The following is an 18,145-nucleotide window of genomic DNA, read 5'->3' as shown; positions in this document are numbered from 1 at the left end:
ATCAGCCTTATAATACAAATTTTTCAATAGCTTCTTTTACACCATCACCATATTTGTTTTCACAAACATAATCACTAATCTTTTTCAATCCTTCTTCAGCATTTCCAACAGCTATTTTTAACCCAGCTTCCTTTAAAAAAGCTTCATCATTTTCACTATCTCCCATAGCTATTACATTTTTCATATTAATGTTATTTTCTTCACAGAGATGTTTTAAAGATTTTCCTTTATTTATTCTTTTATCTGTGACATGGAGTGCAAAACCGCTATCGTATATTTCTAGTTTGTCTAAATATTCAAATCCTTTTAATCCTCTTTCTAAATCATCTTTTGTGATTGTTTTGTAAAATACACTTTCAGTTAAACGATACATATTGTCATTTGAGATATGTTTATCAAATGTAGTGCCAAGTGTTTCTTTTAGGTATTCATCAGCAGCAGTTACATATGTTCTATCTACTATGGTTTTTACTTGGTTATTATTGTAATTCTCTTTAAATAATACACCACCATTTTCACTTACAACTCCGCCACTACATCCAATCAGTGTTGCTGTTGCATAAGCATAAGTTACAATATTTCCAGTTACAATAATTGTGGGGATTCCCATATCTTCGGCTTGTCTTATAGATTCCATAGCTGAATAACAAAGTCTTCTTTTATTATCAGTTATTGTCCCATCAATGTCTACAGCTATTGCTTCTATGGTCATTTTAATCCCTTGAATATCTATGTGCTATGTTACAAGTTCCTTCTTTACTAACCATACAAGCTCCAATAGGATGTAATGGATTACATGATTTTCTAAATAGTTTACAGTCTTCAGGTCTGGCTAAACCTCTTAAAATTGGTCCACAAATACAGCCTTTAGGAGCTTCATTGACTTCCTGTACTTCAATATCATATTTTGCTCTTGCATTGTATTGACTAAACTCTTCTTTAATTTCTAAGATGGAGTTAGGTATTTTTGGAAATCCTCTCCATTCCCTACTGTCTACTTCAAATACTTGATCAATAACTTTTTGAGCTATTACATTTCCTTCATCTCTAACAGCTCTATGATATTCATTATCTATTTTAGGTGTTCCATCACGTATTTGTCTTAAAATCATATAAACGGACATTAAAATATCTAAAGGGTTAAATCCTGCTACTGCCTGAGGTATACCATATTTTGTTGAAAGATATTCAAAAGGTTTGGTTCCGATAATTGTACATACATGTCCAGGTTCAATTAATGCATTAAGAGTAGTTTCTCCAGAGTTTATTAAATAATCAATAGCTGGAGGTATTAATCTATGGCAAGATAACACTGAAAAGTTTTCAGGAGGTTTAGCTAGAATTTCTGCAGCGGTAGTTGGTGCTGTTGTTTCAAATCCTGCAGCCATAAACACTACATCATTATCTTCTTTTTCAGCTATTTCAATTGCTTTATTAATTCCATATACTACTCTTACATCTCCACCTTCTGCTTTTGCTTCAGCAAGTGAACGTTGAGAACCTGGAACACGCAACATGTCTCCAAAAGTAGTTATTGTAACTCCTTTATCTACTAATTCTAAACATTCGTCAATTTCACGGGAAGGCACAACGCATACTGGACATCCAGGCCCTGCAATAATTTCTACTTCTGGTGGGAGTAGTGACCTTATTCCATTCTCCATGATAGTATGTTCATGTGAACCACAAACATGCATTATTTTTACTGGAGTAGCTATTTCATTTATTTTGTCTAACAACTCTTTTGTCATATTTTTCATTCATAAACACCTAAAAGATTTAATATTAGTATTATTATATTATTTAATAATATTTAATATAAATTTTGTAATTTGGGGATATATATGTTTGAAAATAATAAGATATTGGTGGTTATTCCAGCTAGAGGTTACTCAAAAAATATTCCTCGTAAAAATTTACGATTGCTTGGAGAGAAACCACTTATTTACTACTCAATAGATATAGCTAAGGCGTCTCGATATGTCGATGATGTGGTTGTATCTACTGAGGACTCTGAAATTGCATCTATAGTTGAAAAATATGGTACTAGTGTTGTAAAGCGTCCTGTGGAATTAGCTAGTGATGAAGTATTATTGGACACGGTTATATATGATGCAATGTTGCAAAAAGAAAAACAGGCTTTCGATGAATATGATATTGTAGTTACAGTACAACCTTCTTCTCCATTATTAAAAACTGAAACATTAGATAGAGCTATTGAAAAATTTGCTAATTTTAATATTGATAGTGTAATTTCAGTTGTTGACGATAAAAATTTAAGATGGGGATTTGATGAAGAAAATGGAAGATATTTCCCATTTTACACAGAACGTTTATATAAAGATTTACTTCCTAAAACATTTAAAGAAACTGGAGGTATATTAGCTACTCGCCGTAATTTTGTAACTGAAAGATCCCGTTTAGGTTTAAACATTGATTTAATTGAAATTTCTCCTGAAGAAAGTGTTGAAATTAATACTTATGAAGATTGGTGGATTACAAATAATTATCTTAGAAAGAAAAAAATAGCCTTTGTTGTTGATGCTTATGACCAAGTAGGAACTGGTCATATGTATCGTTGTTTATCCATGGCTTCAAAACTTGTTTTCCATGATGTTGTATTTTTTGTAAATAAAAATCATCAATTAGGTATTGATATTGTTAATAGCTATAATTATAAATACCAAACATATGATGGTAAATCTGAATTACTTAATTTATTAGATGCTTTTAATCCTCACATTGTTATTAATGATGTTGGTGATACTAATTATGAATATATGGCTGATTTGGTCAATAGAGGTTATTATACTATTAATTTTGAAGACTTCGGAAGTGGTTCTGATGTTGCAGATTTAGTATTTGATTCATTATATAAACATGAAGGTGGAGGCAAATTTTTCGTAGGCCCTGAATATTATATTTTGAAAGATGAATTTTATTTACATCAACCAAAAATAATTACTAATGATGTTAACAATGTTTTAATTGATTTTGCTCCAAATGATAATCTTAATTTGTCTCAAAAAGTTTTAGATGCTGTTTTAGCTACTGGATTCACTGGTAGAATTAATGTTATTTTAGGTTTTGGTCATGATAATGCTGAAGAATTAGCATCCAAATATGAATTTTTACCAAATGTTCAATTTTATACTTCAGTACAATCTATTAGTGATTTTATGATTTCTGCTGATGTTATTTTTTCATCTGGTGGAAGAATAATGTATCAAATTTGTTCTTTAGGAGTTCCATGTATTGTTATATGTAAAGATGAACGTGAAATAAATAATTTATTTGGAAGTCCTGAAAATGGGTTTATAAATTTGGGTCTTGGATCATATTTATCCCAAGAAGAAATTATGCACCAATTTAACATGCTTGTTACTGATTTTGAACTTAGACAATCAATGAATGAAAAAATGTTAAACATTGATTTGAAACATGGTTTTGAAGAAGTGTGGGGTGTTGTGAAGTCAAAATATCGTGAATTTGAATTAGATAATTCTAAATAGTTTTTATCTTTTTAATTCAATCTATTTTTTTAAAATTAGTTAAAAAAGTTAAAAAATTAAAATTCTGAAGAACAATCTGCAGAATATTTGTTAAGTAAAACTGCACATTTATCTATTGTTTCAGAATTTAATTTTGTTGGGCCAAATTCTATTTTATGCAATAATTCATCCATAAATAAATCTTCATCAGTCAATGGTGTATTTATTACTACAACTTCATTATTTATGAAACCCACTAATGGTTCAACAAAACAATGTCTTATATTATTTTCATTAAGGAAATTAATTAGGTTTTCACCTAACATTAATGATTTTTGTTTTATTTTATTGTCTTGTGAGAATTTTGCTTGTTTGGTTGTATACTTAAAACGCCTACTGTAATTATATGGAATTTCTTCCATTTTATTTTCATTTTCAACAGAATCAATCAAATTTAAATTTTCATTTTCTGATTCTAATCTGTTTTTTGCTTTGTATTTTTGTGAAATAAGAGCATAAATTCCTGAAGGTCCTATAACTACATGGTTTATTCCTGTTGGGGAAGTAGGTAATTTCACATTATAAAAGACATAATAATCTTCTGGAAGGGTTAATAAATGTTCTCTAATAATTCTAGTTCTAGTTTCTGTTTCTTTTGTGTCTTTACTTTTATAGAATCCATAACATAATGCTATTACACTTATGAATAATGTAACAATACCAAATCCACTATTTATAGTTAGTATTTCAATAATACTCATGACAAAGATTATAAGTCCAATTAATATGATGAGATTATTGGTATTTGCAATTTTTTCAATTTTTCCATCATTTCCGTGGATGATGTTTGGATTTGGTTCATTAATTGTTAATTTATCACCTATTTTTTCTAAAAAGTTATTTGGACTGTTATTTGATGGATCATTTTTATAATATTGTTCCATTCCTTTGAAAAATTCATCTTTAAGATATTTTTTTAAGATGTTATAATCATTTGATTTAGGAATAGAAAATTCTCTTCCAAATTTAGATAATACTGCTTGTGGTATAGTAGTTCTCGCAGTTTTTGGAGCAGGTTTATTTTCCATTTCTTTTTCCAGTTCTTCATCTGCGATTTTCTGCATTTGATCTTCTGAAAAAAAACTTTCTAGTTTATGTGTAACTGAATGTATAGGTGTTATTGTATTTTCTTTAGAATGTTGTTCTTCAGCAGTGCTGTTACTTTCCTTATAATGTTCTGGAATTTCCTCTTTTCTTTCTTCAAGATATCTGTCAACCTCTTTATTCATTTCATCATCTAAATATCTTAAAGGTCCACCACAACTGTCGCATTCATAATCAAGTATATTGTCATTTTTATTAATTTTGTATTTTAAGCCACAGTCATTACATTGGACAATATATGAATCCTCATACTTTTGAGAGGTGGGAATAGTGGATTTTGGAGATTCATCATTATTGGAATAATCATCGAATACTTCTAAATCTCCAGCACATGAAGAACACTCGAATGCACTTATGTCATCATCCTCTTCGAGTTGGTATTTAGCACCACAGTTCTTACAGCATACAACTTTCATATTATCCTCTTTTATTTGCCTTATTTTATGTTTTTAATTTTTATAATTTTGTTATTATATAGATTTCTCTTTAATATTATTTTTTCTCATATAAATATATGTTATCAACAGTTTTTATTTGAGTATAATTGGTTAAGTTCTGTAGCTCTTTGTTGGATATGTAATATGTTACATTTGACTGGTCAATAGCAGTTGTATTTCCTGTTGGAATTCCAATAATGTTTGTTTGTAAGTACCAGCTATATGGTCTTAAGTTATATGCTCCAATTGATTGATTTTCATAATCTGGATTATTGCTAATTATATGGTTGGATATTTCTTCAGGGGCTTTAAAGTTTGGGATATCTTGATATGTTGATGTAAAAGCAAATCCTTGAACTACAAATAATATAATTAAAGCTAATGGAATTATATTTTTATTAATTTTAATTTTCTCATGAATTAGTTCTATACTAAGTATCATAAAGTATATGATTGGTGGAATCGCAGGAATTATGTATCTATTAACTCTAATGTTGAAATAAGTGAAGAATATATAATATGATAGAATCCAACCAAGCATTGTAAGATATTCTTTATTTTTAGAATTTTTACCTAACAAATAAAGTCCAATAAATGTAATTATAATTGTCACGATAGAACTGATGTGGGTAAACAGCACAATAGATATTAAAAATGCAACTGCAGCACCAATTGTTTCTTTATTGCGTTCTAATTTTAGTTTCATTGCTCCAAGAATAGTTCCAATAGCTAATAATCCGAGACTTAACCATGAAAGTATAGTTGAGTTTTCAAGGAATGGTGTTGCATGTACAAATGTGGTTTTTGAAGCAGAAATGAATTCTGGAAAATTTATAAAGTAATATCTCATATCTGGATTGTATGCCTGGTTTACGCTCATTCCACGTTTACCTTCTACCCTAATTGCAGTTTCATGGAATAATGGTAGTTTAAAATCACTCATTAAAGTTAATAATACTAAAACTATGACAAAAATACCAATTGAAACAATAATTCCTTTTTTAATATATTTTTTGTCTTCAGGAGCTATTTTAAATCCTTTTTCATAAATGTAATATAATAATAAAACTGGTAAAATTAAGCCGGTAGTATATCTTGTAAATAAGGAAATTACAAAAAGAGGCATAGCTATTACATAATATTTTGGATTTAATTTTATTGCAATATATGAAGTAAGAATACACCAAATACTCACAGCTACTGCTGGTAAATCTAAAGTTCCGTTAGCTAACCATGCTAAATTAAGTGCAAAAGTAGCATACATTACAGATCCAGTTAAACTTAGTATTTCGTTGAATCTGGTTCTAAGTAAAATATAAAATCCAATATTTCCAATTATTGCGAATATTCCTGTAACTAAATATATGGAAAATTCACTTTTAATCCCTAAATCAAATAATAATGAAGTTATAACTGAAATTAGAGGGTACAAATGAATAGTCGACGTTACATTCATATTAACTCCAGAATAATATAATGCATTTATTAAATAAACATAAACATCAGAACAATATATTCCAATATTTTCTGTAAATTGAATATAGTAAGCAACTAATAATGAACTAATTATAAGGAGAGTTAATATGAATTTTGCATCATTTTTTTTTAAAATTAAATCATTAAAAATCATTAAATATTATTTATAATTTTTGATTAATATTTTTTTTTAAATACTTATTGTCATTGTTCCGAGTGCAAATGCAACAAATGCAATTAACATTCCAATTTTCAGATATTTTGAAACTTTGTTTGCAGTTTTTGAATCTTGATTTCTAAGTAAAATAGCTCCGTATATGAATATTAATGCAGCTATTGAAACGATAATTAAATAATTCAAGTTAAAGATATGGTAAATGTAAAGTATTGGGCATAATGCACAGTCTATTATTATTAAACTAACTGCAATAATTGCAGATATTTTTGTACCATATAATATTGGGAATGTTTTAGCACCTTCTGATTTGTCACCTTCAATATCTTCTATGTCTTTAGTTATTTCTCTAGCAGTTGTCATTATTAAAGCAAAAAATGCAAGTAAATATGATTTGTAGATTATTGATGGATCATTAAATGAATATCCGGCAAATATGAAACATAATCCGGTCATAAAACCTACAGTTAAATTACCAATTAATGGTGTTGATTTTAATTTATATGCATATAAATAAAGTATTATGTCTGCAAATAATACAATAGCGCAAGGAATCCATGTATTTACTAAATAAGATATTATAAATCCAATAATTGCAGCTATTATAAATAAAAATTCAGCATATTTCTTTGCTTTGTTAAGTGAAATTCTTCCTGAAGGTATTGGTCTTTGAGGTTTATTAATTAAATCTATTTTATAGTCAAAATAATCATTAATTACATTTCCACCACTCATGGCGAAAAATACAGAAAGCATAGCTAATATAATTGGTATATCAATACTTTTTTTAAGAATAGCTACTAAAACTACTGCTATTATGGCCATTATGACATTTCCAGGTCTGATTATTTCAACATAAGGGTTCATAATTATTTCCTCTTATTAATAAATAATTTTATAAACTATATTAAGTTAATAATAACTATATTATATTTATGTTTAATTAAAGTAGGCTGGTGTTATTGTGAATAAAATTAAAATAGCAATTGTGGGTATGGGAAACTGTGCAAGTTCTCTTATTCAAGGAATACATTATTATGATGGAAAAAATTCGGATGATTCAATAGGATTAATGCATTGGGATATTGGAGGATATGCTCCTTGTGATATTGATGTTGTTGCAGCTTTTGATATTGATTCAAGAAAAGTTGGAAAAAGTATTGATGAGGCTATTTTTGCAAAACCAAATTGTACAACTATTTTTCAAGAAGAAATTCCAAAATATGATGTATGTGTAAGTATGGGGCATGTTTTAGATGGTGTTGCACCTCACATGTCTAATTATGAAGATGATTATACTTTTGTTGTTAGTGATGAAGAACCTGTAAATGTTGTTGATGTCTTGAAAGAAAGTGGGGCTGAAATTTTAGTAAATTATTTGCCTGTAGGGTCTGAAAAAGCAGCTAGATTCTATGCTCAATGTGCTTTAGATGCAGGAATTGCTTATATTAATTGTATGCCTGTATTTATTGTAAGTGATGATGAATGGGATGCTAAATTTAGACAAAAAGGTATTCCTATTGTTGGTGATGATATTAAAGCACAAATTGGAGCAACAATAACTCACAGGACATTAGCTAATTTATTTAAAGATCGTGGAGTTAAATTAGATAGGACATATCAAATTAATACTGGTGGAAATACTGATTTTTTAAACATGCTTAATAGGGATAGGTTGGATTCTAAAAAAGAATCTAAAACTGAAGCTGTACAGGCTGTGGTAGCTGAAAGGATGGATGATAGAGATATCCATATTGGTCCTAGTGATTATGTCCCATGGCAAAATGATAACAAATTATGTTTCCTTAGAATGGAAGGTCGTACTTTTGGTGATGTTCCAATGAATATTGAACTTAGATTAAGTGTTGAAGACTCTCCAAATTCTGCAGGATGTGTTATTGATGCTATTAGGTGTTGTAAACTTGGTTTGGAAAGAGGTATTGGTGGTCAATTAACTTCTATTTCTTCTTATGTGATGAAACATCCTCCAGTACAAGTTAGTGATGATGAAGCTTATGAAAATGTTGAAAAATTTATTTCTGGTGAATTAGAAAGATAATTTTTCACTTTTCATTTTTACTATTTTTACTATTTTTAAACAAACATATTAATACTAGTTAAAATAATATATATTATTTGGTATAATTTATTCTATTTATTGATTTATAAAAAAACATTAATGAGAGGTGTTTAATCTATGACTAAAGTAAGATTTACCGAAACTGCACTTCGTGATGCTCATCAATCATTACTTGCAACTAGGATGAGAACTAGGGATATGATTCCTATTGCTGAAGAAATGGATAAAATAGGTTTTTTCTCAGTTGAAGCATGGGGTGGAGCTACTTTCGACACATGTATAAGATATTTAAATGAAGATCCATGGGAAAGATTAAGAAGCTTAAAATCAGAATTTACTAGAACTCCAATTCAAATGTTGTTAAGGGGACAGAATTTAGTAGGATATAAACATTATCCTGATGATATTGTTACAAAATTTGTAGAAAAATCCTATGAAAATGGTGTGGATATATTTAGAGTTTTTGATGCTTTAAATGATGTTCGTAACATGAAACAAACAATTAAAGTTGCTAAAGCTCAAGGAGCTCATGTACAAGGAACTATAAGTTACACTTTAAGTCCAGTTCATACTTTAGATGATTTTGTAGAATTAGCTAAAGAACTTGAAGCTCTTGATTGTGATTCTGTAGCTATTAAAGATATGGCAGGTTTAATCACTCCTACAGCTGCTTATGAATTAGTATCTAAATTAAAAGAAGAAACAGATTTATTAGTAGATTTGCATTGTCATTGTACTAGTGGAATGACTCAGGTTAGTTATTATGCTGCTTGTCAGGCGGGTGTTGATATTTTAGATACAGCTATTTCTCCACTTTCTGGAGGTACAAGTCAACCACCTACTGAAAGTATGGTTGCAGCATTACAGGGAACTCCTTATGATACGGGTTTAGATTTAAAATCATTAACAGTTATTAAAAAATATTTTGATCAAATCAAAGAAAAATATCTTGCTTTAATTGACCCTATTGCAGAAAGTGTCGATACAGATGTTTTATTATATCAAATTCCTGGAGGAATGCTTTCAAATTTAATTTCACAACTTAAAGAACAAAATGCTTTAGACAGGTATAATGATGTACTTGATGAAATGCCTCGTGTAAGAAAAGATATGGGTTATCCACCTCTTGTAACTCCAACTAGTCAAATTGTAGGTATTCAGGCTGTAATGAATGTTTTAGGTGGTGAAAGATACAAAACTGTTTCTAATGAAGTTAAAGAATATATGAAAGGATTCTATGGTAAACCTCCCGCACCAGTAAATGATGAAATAGCTAGTAAAATAATTGGTGATGAAGAAGTAATTACTTGTAGGCCTGCAGATTTACTTGAAGATGAATTTGACAAATTTAAAACAGAAGGGGAACAAAAGGGATTTGTTAAATCTGATGAAGATGCACTTACTTATGCATTATATCCATCTATTGCTCCAAAATTCCTCAAAGGTGAAGCAGTTGAAGAAGAACTTCAAACTGTTGCTCTTCCAAATGAGAATGAAATTGGAATTCCAACTCAATATAATGTAGAAGTTGATGGTGATGTATTTGAAGTTAAAATCATGCCTACTGGATTTATGGAAGTTGAAGAAACTGAAAAAGGTCCATTTACTCCAGTTGAAGGTGGATTAATTTCAACTATGCAAGGTATGGTAATTAAACTCAATGTAAATGTTGGAGACAGAGTAACTAAAGGATCAACTGTAGCAGTTATTGAAGCTATGAAAATGGAAAATGATATTCAAGCTGAAGAAGAAGGTATTGTAAAAGAAATCTTTGTAGAAGCTGGAGATGCAGTTAATTCTGGAGATATTTTAATGGTTATCGAATAAGATAACTATTTATTTTTTTTCTTTTATTAAAAAATATTATTTAGTGATGGTTTTTTAATAAAAACTTGATGGTTGAAACAGTTATTAATGTTTTAGTTTCTAGTAATTTTTGTTTTTGTAAAAATTCTAATGATTATATTCACTTGGATCTTTAACATTAGCTAATTTAAAAGCTCTTTTTCTTCTCATGCAACTTTCGCAGACACCACAGTGTTTTTCATCACCAACATAACAAGAATAACTTAATTCTAGTGGTGTGTTAGTTTTATCACCTAATTTTACAATTTCTTCTTTGTTCAAATCAATAGCTGGTGCTTTAATTTCTATGTTTTGTGGTGAACCAATTTTTAACATCTTATTGAAACTTTCTAAAAATTCTTTAGAATTATCGGGAAATGTGGCTGCTTCTTCTTTATCCCAACCTACAATTATTATTTCAGCACCTATACTTTCAGCATATGATGTAGCTATTGCACTAAAAACAATATTTCTTCCAGGAACCCAAACACTGTTTGCTGTTTTTTCACATTTAGTTAAATCATCTAAATCTTCATCTGTTAAAGCGGGTATATCTTCATCACTTGTAAGTGATGAATTACTTATTTTATTAAGCCAAGGTAAGTCAATAACTTCATGTGTAAATCCCATTTTTTCACATATTTCTTTTGAAGCTTTTAATTCTCTTTTAAAACTTTTTTGACCATAGTTAAAAGTTATTGCATGAATTTCGTATTCTTTTGCATAAACACAGGTTGCTACTGCAGAATCAAGTCCTCCAGATAATACTGCTATTGCTTTTTTAGTCATTATAATCACTTATCATTCGTTTTAATTCAATTAATGGTATCTCTGTTTGGGTGGATATATTTAATAAATCATTATATTCTGGTCTGTTTGAAATTATTTTGCCATTTACATAAGCAACCTTAAATGTTACTTCAAATGTCATTCCATTAATATCAATTGATTTTTTAATAAATTCTCGTTTAGCTATTCCTCTATGTAAATTTGGAGTTATTCTAATTCCTAATGTTCCAATTTCCTTAAACATTACATCAATTAAATGATCTCTTTTTTCACGTTTGGATATTACTTTTAAAAGGCTTCCCTGTCTATTCTTTTTCATTATAATTGGGGTGATTGATACATCAGAAGCACCTTCTTCAAGTAATTTATCAAATAAATAACCTATTTCTTCACCGGTTAAATGGTCAATATTTGTTTCAATAACATCTATCTGATCATTTTCAGTGATTTCGGATGTTTTTATAACTCGTAACACATTTGGAAAATTAAAATCCTTTTTTCCAGCACCATAACCTACTTTCATTGTTTTACATGTTGGAATGAATTTTTTGAATTCATCACATAACTCAGCATAAATTGCACATCCTGTAGGTGTAGCAAGTTCACTATCTACTGGACCTCCAACACAATTTATGTTTTTCAGGATGTTTAATACTGCAGGTGCTGGAACAGGTAGTGTTCCATGTGCTGTTTTTACTCGTCCACCACCTAATGCTATTGGTAACCCAATTATTTTTTCTTTATCTAAATTTAGACTGTAATATGCATAAACAGATCCAATAACATCTGCTACAGCATCACTAGCTCCAACTTCATGAAAGTGAATTTCATCTAAACTTTTTCCATGTACTTCTGATTCTGCAATAGCTATTCTTTTAAAAATATTTTTAGAAGTTTCTTTTACTTTTTTATCAAGTTTTAAATCATCAATTTTACTTATCAATTCTTTATAGTGTATATGTTTGTTTTCACTAAGTAATTCTACATTACAATAAGTAGCATCAATTCCATGTTTATTTACTTTATTAAAACTTACTTTTACTTTTCCAAATTCTGGAGTAACTGATTCCATGATTTCTTTAAGTTCTTGAGGATTAGCTCCTAAATCAACTAAAGCACCTATAATCATATTTCCAGCAATTCCTCCAGTTTGTGGGTCGATAATAAGTGTCATAATTTTTCCCCTATAATTGTTATTAGTTTTATTATTAAAAAATTTATATTAAGAATTACTATATAAAATATACTACATTAAATAGTGCAGGTTAAAATCATGGAAAATACTAAGTTAAATATTGTCGTTAAGGATTATGGAATTTGTATTAACAATCCGGAGTATTTTCTAGCATTCAGTGACTTTACTGTTAGTGATGGTATTGATATTGTTGAAAATGTCAATATTTTAGAAAGTAAAAATGATTACACGAAAACTGCTAAAAAAGCAGAAGCTTTCAATCATTCTGAAGGTTCATATATTGCACAGGCAGTTGAATCTATTGATTATTTTTCAAATACTTATGGTGACTTAACATTATTCACTTTTATGTCTAATGATGTTGTTATTGAAGATTTCACTGAAAATCTTAAAGTAGCAAATTCTCCAAAAGGATTTACAGATGCTAGAATTGATATAAATCATGTTTTATATATTGATAAAACTTTATCTCCTGGAATGTTATTAAAAATTTATAAAACAGTCGTTAAAGCTAAAGCAGAGTTTTTACGTGGGCTTTGTCTTCCATTACATATAGAAAATATATTAAATAAAAATGATTTTCTTGCTGTTTTAGCTAATGTTCCTGAAAATGCATCTGCTGATGAAAATAGTGTGGATATTGTAAATAACCAATATGATGACAATCAATTTGTTTTTGAAGAGCTTGCAACATCAATTGAAGAAGCAGTTATAATTAGTTGTGAAGATGCAATTGAAAAACTTGAATTGTCTTTTGGAATATTGGACTATTTTGTATCTGAAGGTATTCTTTTAGGTGACTTAGTAGAAGCAGGTTTGGCACTTGTTGCAGGTGTGGAGGTTACTGAAGAAATTTCTGAAAAACTTGAAGCTCAAATTTTAAAATCATTATGTGATATTAATGTTATTGCTTTATTGATGGCAGCTATTCGAACTGAAGCTGATTTTACTGGTGGAAGAATAAGGGAAGTTGATGTAAGTGATGATCCAGCATATCTTTACACTGATGAAGTATTAGGTTTAGCTATATCTAATCAAATTGCAGGAACTAAGGCAACATTTAATTTTAAACGTTATGATGAAGCAAAACCTGGAATTATTGGAGGTTTAGGACCTATGGTAGATGACATATTTGCAGGTTTAATTGCGGGATGTATGTCAAAAATTTTTGAGGAGTAATTAATATGGATAATGAAGAAAATGAAAGATTTTCACCAATTAAATCTCTTTTAGGACTTTTATCTTTTTCAACTATTATTCCAGTTAATCAATATACCTCAATAGAGTACATGACTAGGTTAGTTTGGTGTTGGCCATTTATTCATTTAGTCATTGGTATTTTAGCAGCTGTTTGTGGAATAATTTGTGCAGATGTATTACATTTAAATTCATTTTTCACTGCAGTATTAACTTATGCTTTTTTAATGATAATAACTGGATATAATCATTTGGATGGTGTGATGGACATGGCTGATGGGGTCATGGTTCATGGAGATCCGCAAAAGAAAATAAGTGTGATGAAAGATTCTTCAGTTGGTGCTGGGGGAGTTGCAACTTTATTTATTGTGGCTAGTTTAACAGTTGCAGGTATTTATAATGTTTTAGATTATGGATGTATAGCTGCAATTATTATTTGTGAAATGGTGGCTAAATCTTCACTTTTAACTACTGCATTAATTTCAAAACCTTTAGATGGAGGTATTGGTTGTTATTTTATTTATTCAACCAATATGTTTAATTATATTCTTTCTACAATCATTGTAGGAGTTATTGCTTATTTGGTTGGGGATGTTATTGGAATTATAGGTTTAGTTGGTGCTATTGTAGCAGGTGCTTTAATTGCATTTATTGCTAAACGTAACTTTGAGATAGCTAATGGTGATGTTTTAGGAATGTCTAATGAAGTTGGAAGGTTGATGGCATTATTATTTATGTCAGTAGCTTTATTTTTTTTATGATGTGATATAATGAATGTAAATGTTTTAAGATTAGACCATAGAATTGGAAGAGATACTCGTATAACAACTCATGTATGTTTAACTTCAAGAGCTTTTGGAGCTAGTAAGATTTATTTAAGTGGTGAAGAAGACCATAAACTCATGGAAAATGTAATGGATACTGCTAATAGATGGGGTGGAAATTTTGAAATTGAATATGCTAAAAATTATATGGGTATAATCAATAAATGGAAAGATAATGGTGGAAAAGTAGTTCATTTAACTATGTATGGTTCTCAAGCCCATGAAATTGTTGGGGAGGTTCAAGAATCTGGTGCTGATATTTTAATTGTTGTTGGTGGTGCTAAAGTTCCTGGAAAAGTATATAAAAGTGCGGATTGGAATGTTTCAGTAACTACTCAACCTCATTCTGAAGTTTCTTCTCTTGCTGTTTTCCAACATTTATTAATGGATGGTAAAGAATTTGATTTGGAATTTGAAAATCCAGTATTTGAAGTTATTCCAACAGCACATGGTAAAAATGTTAATATTCATGATGAAAATAGATAATATTACTTAATAAAGTCATCTAATCTTTTGATGGCTTTCATTTTTTCATCTTTTTTTAATCTAGCTTGATCAATTGCATCTCTCATAGTGTTTATGGAATTGTCATAAACTTCTTTGTCAACAGGGTATGGAAATCCGTCTTTACCTCCATGGGTAAAACTGTATTTTACAGGATCTTCCCAGCTTGCAGGTTCACCAAATACTAAATCAGAAATTAAAGCTAGTGCTCTTATTTTTTTAGGTCCAATTCCCTTAAGTAAAATTAACTCTTCATAGTTTTCAGGTTGGATTTCCCAAGCGTTTTTAAGAACTTCAAACTCTTTATCAGAAATATCCATATCCAGAACTGGATGGTGTGAAGGCATTGTAAAATCGGTTAATAGCATTTGATTATCTTTTCTTTTAAAATAGCTACGTAAATGTTCTGGATTATCATTAATTAAATCAACACTAATTTTTTGAGCTTCTTTGCTTTCTTTATCAGTCATATTTAATGATTTTGGATTTTTAATATCACATGAAATTGCACTATGGGGTTCTTCTAAGAAATCAATTGCAGTATCACTCATCCAATGATAACGTCGCGCATATTTATTTTCAGTATTTAAACCTTGTTGAACAACAGCCCAATATCCTTTTTCTGTAATGAAAAAATTATGTTGGTATAATGTGTAACCATCTTGAATACAGGAATTATCTATTTTAGCTGATAATTTACTGCTTTTCACCATATTTTCAATAGTATTTGTTCTTAAATTAAATAAATCTCCAGCTCTTTGTATGCCTTCTGGAGTTTTACGAGATTTTGGCCCTTTTCCTCCACTAATATATAATCCATGTTCTTCAGGTTTAATGGATTGTTTTAAAGCTCCAAGGGTTGTTGTAGTTGTTCCTGAAGAATGCCAATCAAAACCTAAAACACAAGAAAAGGATTGGAACCAATATGGGTTTGATATCCTGTTTAAAAATTCATGAGGTCCATATTCATCAAGAATAACTTCAGTAATTGCTTTGGATAGTTTAACCATTCTTGTAAATAACCATTTAGGGGGATGACCTCCATGAAGTGGTAAATTAACTGCTCCTTTTCTTTGCATGATTTATAATTTTAATTTTAGATATATTAATAAATTTTTTAAGACCATTTGTCAAATAATATATTTCTCTTTTATTAACTAATCTGTTTTAGCATAGTTTATGAAAACATTAATAAGGCATTATTTATAAATTTAATAAGTGTTATAATGTTAACATAGGTTACATATTAAAATTTATTTAGGAGCGTTTATTATGGCTATTAATAATGGAGATTTTGTAAGATTAAATTTTACTGGAAAAATTCAAGAAAATGATGAAATATTTGATACTACTTTTGAAGATGTAGCTAAAGAAGCAGGTTTATTTGATGAAAATAAAGAATATAAACCTATTCCAATTATTGTTGGTGGAAATCATTTATTACCTGCTATTGAAGAAGCTATTGTTGGATTAGAAGCAGGAGACTCTAAAACTATTGAAATTGATAGTGAAAATGCTTTTGGACCTAGAAACAGACAATTAATCCAATTAATCCCAATGAAAGAATTCAAAAGGCAAGGTATGACTCCAGTACCGGGTATGAAAATTACCTCTGAAGGAAACACTGGTAAAATATTAACTGTTAATGGTGGAAGAGTAAAAGTAGATTTCAACCATGAATTAGCAGGTAAAGATTTAGTTTTTGATGTTGATGTTACTGAAATTATTGAAGATGATGAAGATAAAATTAAAAGTATGATTGAGTTACATTATGCAGCTCCTAATATGGATATTAACAAAACTGTAATTGATATTGATGGTGATGTTGTAAACATAACTTTAGATGATGTTACTAAATTTGATCAAAAATCTTACATGGATGTGACTTTTGCAAGATTTAGAATAGCTAAAGATATTTGGGAAAACATGGACTTTGAAAAAGTCAACTTTGTTGATTCCTTTGAGAAAAAACAAGAAGATGATGAAGAAGAAGCAGAAGAATAATTCTTCTTCTAAATACTTTTTCCATGGGCAATAGCAATTATTCCTGGGATATTTTCTACTTTTAATTCATATAATGCTTCGATGCCTTCATTTTTAAATGCAACACACTTTTTTTCTGAAACTTTATTTGTAAGTAATGCTGCTACAGGTGGTGTTATTACAAAAATAGAATTATTTTTATTTAAAGCTTTTTTAGTTTCATCATTTAACATTCCTTTGCCAATATGAATTTTAACACCATGTTTACTTAAAAAAGGAATTGTAGACTCTATTTCTTCTTTATTACTTGTTGTTGGAGCTATTCCTGCATCACTTACTGCAGTATGCATTATTGCTATTCCATTAGTGTTAATTGGTGATTTTCCTTTTTTTATTAATTCTACTAATTGGGGTAGTGCTGCATCTCTTCCTGTATACATTACTCCAGATAATGATATTTTATCTCCAATTTGGAGTTTATTTATTTCTTCATCAGTTATTGGTGTTTTTATTTTTTTCATATTTTTCATCACTTTGTAAATTTGAATAGTTTTATTGTTTAAAACTTAGTTTTGTTCAATTTTTTGATTAAAATTTCTTAATAAATATTTTTTTGTTTAATCAATCATTTATTTTTGATTTGTACTTTAATTTTTTATTTTTCTGTAAATTATCATGATTTATAATAAACTTTTTAAATGTATTAAAACATATATAATACATAATCTATTTTAATTTATTATAATTTTTTAGGAGATTGTGAATGATTATTATTGACGAAAAATTATGCAAAGGTTGTCACCTTTGTTTATATATGTGTCCACAAAATGTTTATGCAATATCTTCTGAGCCTAATAAGAAAGGTGTACAATTACCTTATATTAATTTTGGAGATAGGTGTGATAAATGTGGTAAATGTGAATTAGCATGTCCTGATCAAGCTATCACAGTAAATAATTTAGAGGAGAATTAGGAGGAAATTATC

General features: G+C 29.0%; 17 protein-coding genes. 8 read left to right on the top strand and 9 right to left on the bottom strand.

The annotated features are described in order from the left end of the window. Window positions 1-7 precede the first annotated feature (7 nt). Entirely contained in the window at window positions 8-712 is a 705-nt protein-coding gene (locus Q0984_RS02355; protein WP_299522959.1) for a phosphoglycolate phosphatase, read from the bottom strand. Window position 713: 1 nt separating this feature from the next. Then, a complete protein-coding gene (gene hypD, locus Q0984_RS02350; protein WP_299522957.1) occupies window positions 714-1,760 on the bottom strand; it encodes a hydrogenase formation protein HypD in 1,047 nt (348 codons plus the stop codon). An 84-nt stretch (window positions 1,761-1,844) separates the two neighbouring features. On the opposite strand from hypD, the gene Q0984_RS02345 reads away from it, so the two are divergent. Then, a complete protein-coding gene (locus tag Q0984_RS02345) occupies window positions 1,845-3,512 on the top strand; it encodes a cytidylyltransferase domain-containing protein (protein ID WP_299522954.1) in 1,668 nt (555 codons plus the stop codon). 56 nt (window positions 3,513-3,568) lie between these two features. On the opposite strand, the gene Q0984_RS02340 is transcribed toward Q0984_RS02345, so the two are convergent. The 3 genes from Q0984_RS02340 to Q0984_RS02330 all read right to left on the bottom strand — a co-directional run bounded on the left by Q0984_RS02340 (window position 3,569) and on the right by Q0984_RS02330 (window position 7,610). Further along, the gene (locus tag Q0984_RS02340) at window positions 3,569-5,071 is read right to left on the bottom strand and encodes a nuclease-related domain-containing protein (RefSeq protein ID WP_299522951.1); all 1,503 of its coding nucleotides are present in this window, start codon (window positions 5,069-5,071) and stop codon (window positions 3,569-3,571) included. 76 nt (window positions 5,072-5,147) lie between these two features. Next, a complete protein-coding gene (locus Q0984_RS02335; RefSeq protein WP_299522948.1) occupies window positions 5,148-6,722 on the bottom strand; it encodes a glycosyltransferase family 39 protein in 1,575 nt (524 codons plus the stop codon). Window positions 6,723-6,758: 36 nt separating this feature from the next. Beyond that, window positions 6,759-7,610, bottom strand: coding sequence for a UbiA family prenyltransferase (locus tag Q0984_RS02330; protein ID WP_299522945.1), 852 nt, complete (start codon window positions 7,608-7,610; stop codon window positions 6,759-6,761). Between the two features lie 97 nt (window positions 7,611-7,707). Here Q0984_RS02330 and Q0984_RS02325 point away from each other — a divergent pair, with 97 nt between their 5' ends. After that, complete coding sequence (locus Q0984_RS02325) at window positions 7,708-8,802, top strand: inositol-3-phosphate synthase (RefSeq protein WP_299522942.1); 1,095 nt, start codon at window positions 7,708-7,710, stop codon at window positions 8,800-8,802. A 138-nt stretch (window positions 8,803-8,940) separates the two neighbouring features. Then, window positions 8,941-10,650: a sodium-extruding oxaloacetate decarboxylase subunit alpha gene (oadA, locus tag Q0984_RS02320; protein ID WP_299522939.1), complete on the top strand. Its 1,710-nt coding sequence runs from the start codon at window positions 8,941-8,943 to the stop codon at window positions 10,648-10,650. A 126-nt stretch (window positions 10,651-10,776) separates the two neighbouring features. On the opposite strand, the gene queC is transcribed toward oadA, so the two are convergent. Then, the gene (gene queC, locus Q0984_RS02315; RefSeq protein ID WP_299522936.1) at window positions 10,777-11,466 is read right to left on the bottom strand and encodes a 7-cyano-7-deazaguanine synthase QueC; all 690 of its coding nucleotides are present in this window, start codon (window positions 11,464-11,466) and stop codon (window positions 10,777-10,779) included. After that, a complete protein-coding gene (larC, locus tag Q0984_RS02310) occupies window positions 11,450-12,631 on the bottom strand; it encodes a nickel pincer cofactor biosynthesis protein LarC (RefSeq protein WP_299522933.1) in 1,182 nt (393 codons plus the stop codon). The genes queC and larC overlap by 17 nt, the downstream gene beginning before the upstream one ends. 99 nt (window positions 12,632-12,730) lie before the next feature. Here larC and Q0984_RS02305 point away from each other — a divergent pair, with 99 nt between their 5' ends. Genes Q0984_RS02305 through Q0984_RS02295 form a run of 3 tightly spaced genes read left to right on the top strand, consistent with a single transcriptional unit; the run spans window position 12,731 to window position 15,159 of the window. Further along, complete coding sequence (locus tag Q0984_RS02305) at window positions 12,731-13,831, top strand: phosphatidylglycerophosphatase A (RefSeq protein WP_299522930.1); 1,101 nt, start codon at window positions 12,731-12,733, stop codon at window positions 13,829-13,831. 5 nt (window positions 13,832-13,836) lie between these two features. Next, window positions 13,837-14,610, top strand: coding sequence for an adenosylcobinamide-GDP ribazoletransferase (cobS, locus tag Q0984_RS02300; RefSeq protein ID WP_299522928.1), 774 nt, complete (start codon window positions 13,837-13,839; stop codon window positions 14,608-14,610). Window positions 14,611-14,616: 6 nt separating this feature from the next. Continuing rightward, window positions 14,617-15,159, top strand: coding sequence for a tRNA (cytidine(56)-2'-O)-methyltransferase (locus Q0984_RS02295; RefSeq protein ID WP_299523109.1), 543 nt, complete (start codon window positions 14,617-14,619; stop codon window positions 15,157-15,159). Window positions 15,160-15,161: 2 nt separating this feature from the next. Here the strand turns inward: Q0984_RS02295 and Q0984_RS02290 are convergent, their stop codons facing one another. Beyond that, window positions 15,162-16,256 carry a DUF763 domain-containing protein gene (locus Q0984_RS02290; protein WP_299522925.1) on the bottom strand — a complete coding sequence of 365 codons (1,095 nt, stop codon included), beginning with the start codon at window positions 16,254-16,256 and terminating at the stop codon, window positions 15,162-15,164. 193 nt (window positions 16,257-16,449) lie between these two features. Between Q0984_RS02290 and Q0984_RS02285 the strand changes: the two genes are divergently transcribed. Continuing rightward, window positions 16,450-17,181, top strand: coding sequence for a peptidylprolyl isomerase (locus tag Q0984_RS02285; RefSeq protein WP_299522922.1), 732 nt, complete (start codon window positions 16,450-16,452; stop codon window positions 17,179-17,181). Window positions 17,182-17,189: 8 nt separating this feature from the next. Here the strand turns inward: Q0984_RS02285 and Q0984_RS02280 are convergent, their stop codons facing one another. Then, on the bottom strand, window positions 17,190-17,681 hold the full coding sequence (locus tag Q0984_RS02280) for a fumarate hydratase C-terminal domain-containing protein (protein WP_299522919.1): 492 nt from the start codon (window positions 17,679-17,681) through the stop codon (window positions 17,190-17,192). A 242-nt stretch (window positions 17,682-17,923) separates the two neighbouring features. On the opposite strand from Q0984_RS02280, the gene Q0984_RS02275 reads away from it, so the two are divergent. Next, the gene (locus tag Q0984_RS02275; RefSeq protein WP_299522916.1) at window positions 17,924-18,133 is read left to right on the top strand and encodes a 4Fe-4S dicluster domain-containing protein; all 210 of its coding nucleotides are present in this window, start codon (window positions 17,924-17,926) and stop codon (window positions 18,131-18,133) included. Window positions 18,134-18,145 lie beyond the last annotated feature (12 nt).

Source organism: uncultured Methanobrevibacter sp., from assembly GCF_934746965.1.
In the GTDB taxonomy this organism is placed as follows: domain Archaea; phylum Methanobacteriota; class Methanobacteria; order Methanobacteriales; family Methanobacteriaceae; genus Methanocatella.
This window is presented reverse-complemented; position numbering and strand designations above follow the sequence as displayed.

Bases quoted from the DNA above. Each gene is read 5' to 3' on its own strand.
- Q0984_RS02345 (WP_299522954.1), top strand. From the start codon at position 1,845: ATGTTTGAAAATAATAAGATATTGGTGGTTATTCCAGCTAGAGGTTAC.
- hypD (WP_299522957.1), bottom strand. From the start codon at position 1,760: ATGAAAAATATGACAAAAGAGTTGTTAGACAAAATAAATGAAATAGCT.
- Q0984_RS02305 (WP_299522930.1), top strand. From the start codon at position 12,731: ATGGAAAATACTAAGTTAAATATTGTCGTTAAGGATTATGGAATTTGT.
- Q0984_RS02280 (WP_299522919.1), bottom strand. From the start codon at position 17,681: ATGAAAAAAATAAAAACACCAATAACTGATGAAGAAATAAATAAACTC.
- Q0984_RS02285 (WP_299522922.1), top strand. From the start codon at position 16,450: ATGGCTATTAATAATGGAGATTTTGTAAGATTAAATTTTACTGGAAAA.
- cobS (WP_299522928.1), top strand. From the start codon at position 13,837: ATGGATAATGAAGAAAATGAAAGATTTTCACCAATTAAATCTCTTTTA.
- Q0984_RS02340 (WP_299522951.1), bottom strand. From the start codon at position 5,071: ATGAAAGTTGTATGCTGTAAGAACTGTGGTGCTAAATACCAACTCGAA.
- Q0984_RS02290 (WP_299522925.1), bottom strand. From the start codon at position 16,256: ATGCAAAGAAAAGGAGCAGTTAATTTACCACTTCATGGAGGTCATCCC.
- oadA (WP_299522939.1), top strand. From the start codon at position 8,941: ATGACTAAAGTAAGATTTACCGAAACTGCACTTCGTGATGCTCATCAA.
- Q0984_RS02335 (WP_299522948.1), bottom strand. From the start codon at position 6,722: ATGATTTTTAATGATTTAATTTTAAAAAAAAATGATGCAAAATTCATA.
- Q0984_RS02275 (WP_299522916.1), top strand. From the start codon at position 17,924: ATGATTATTATTGACGAAAAATTATGCAAAGGTTGTCACCTTTGTTTA.
- Q0984_RS02355 (WP_299522959.1), bottom strand. From the start codon at position 712: ATGACCATAGAAGCAATAGCTGTAGACATTGATGGGACAATAACTGAT.
- Q0984_RS02330 (WP_299522945.1), bottom strand. From the start codon at position 7,610: ATGAACCCTTATGTTGAAATAATCAGACCTGGAAATGTCATAATGGCC.
- larC (WP_299522933.1), bottom strand. From the start codon at position 12,631: ATGACACTTATTATCGACCCACAAACTGGAGGAATTGCTGGAAATATG.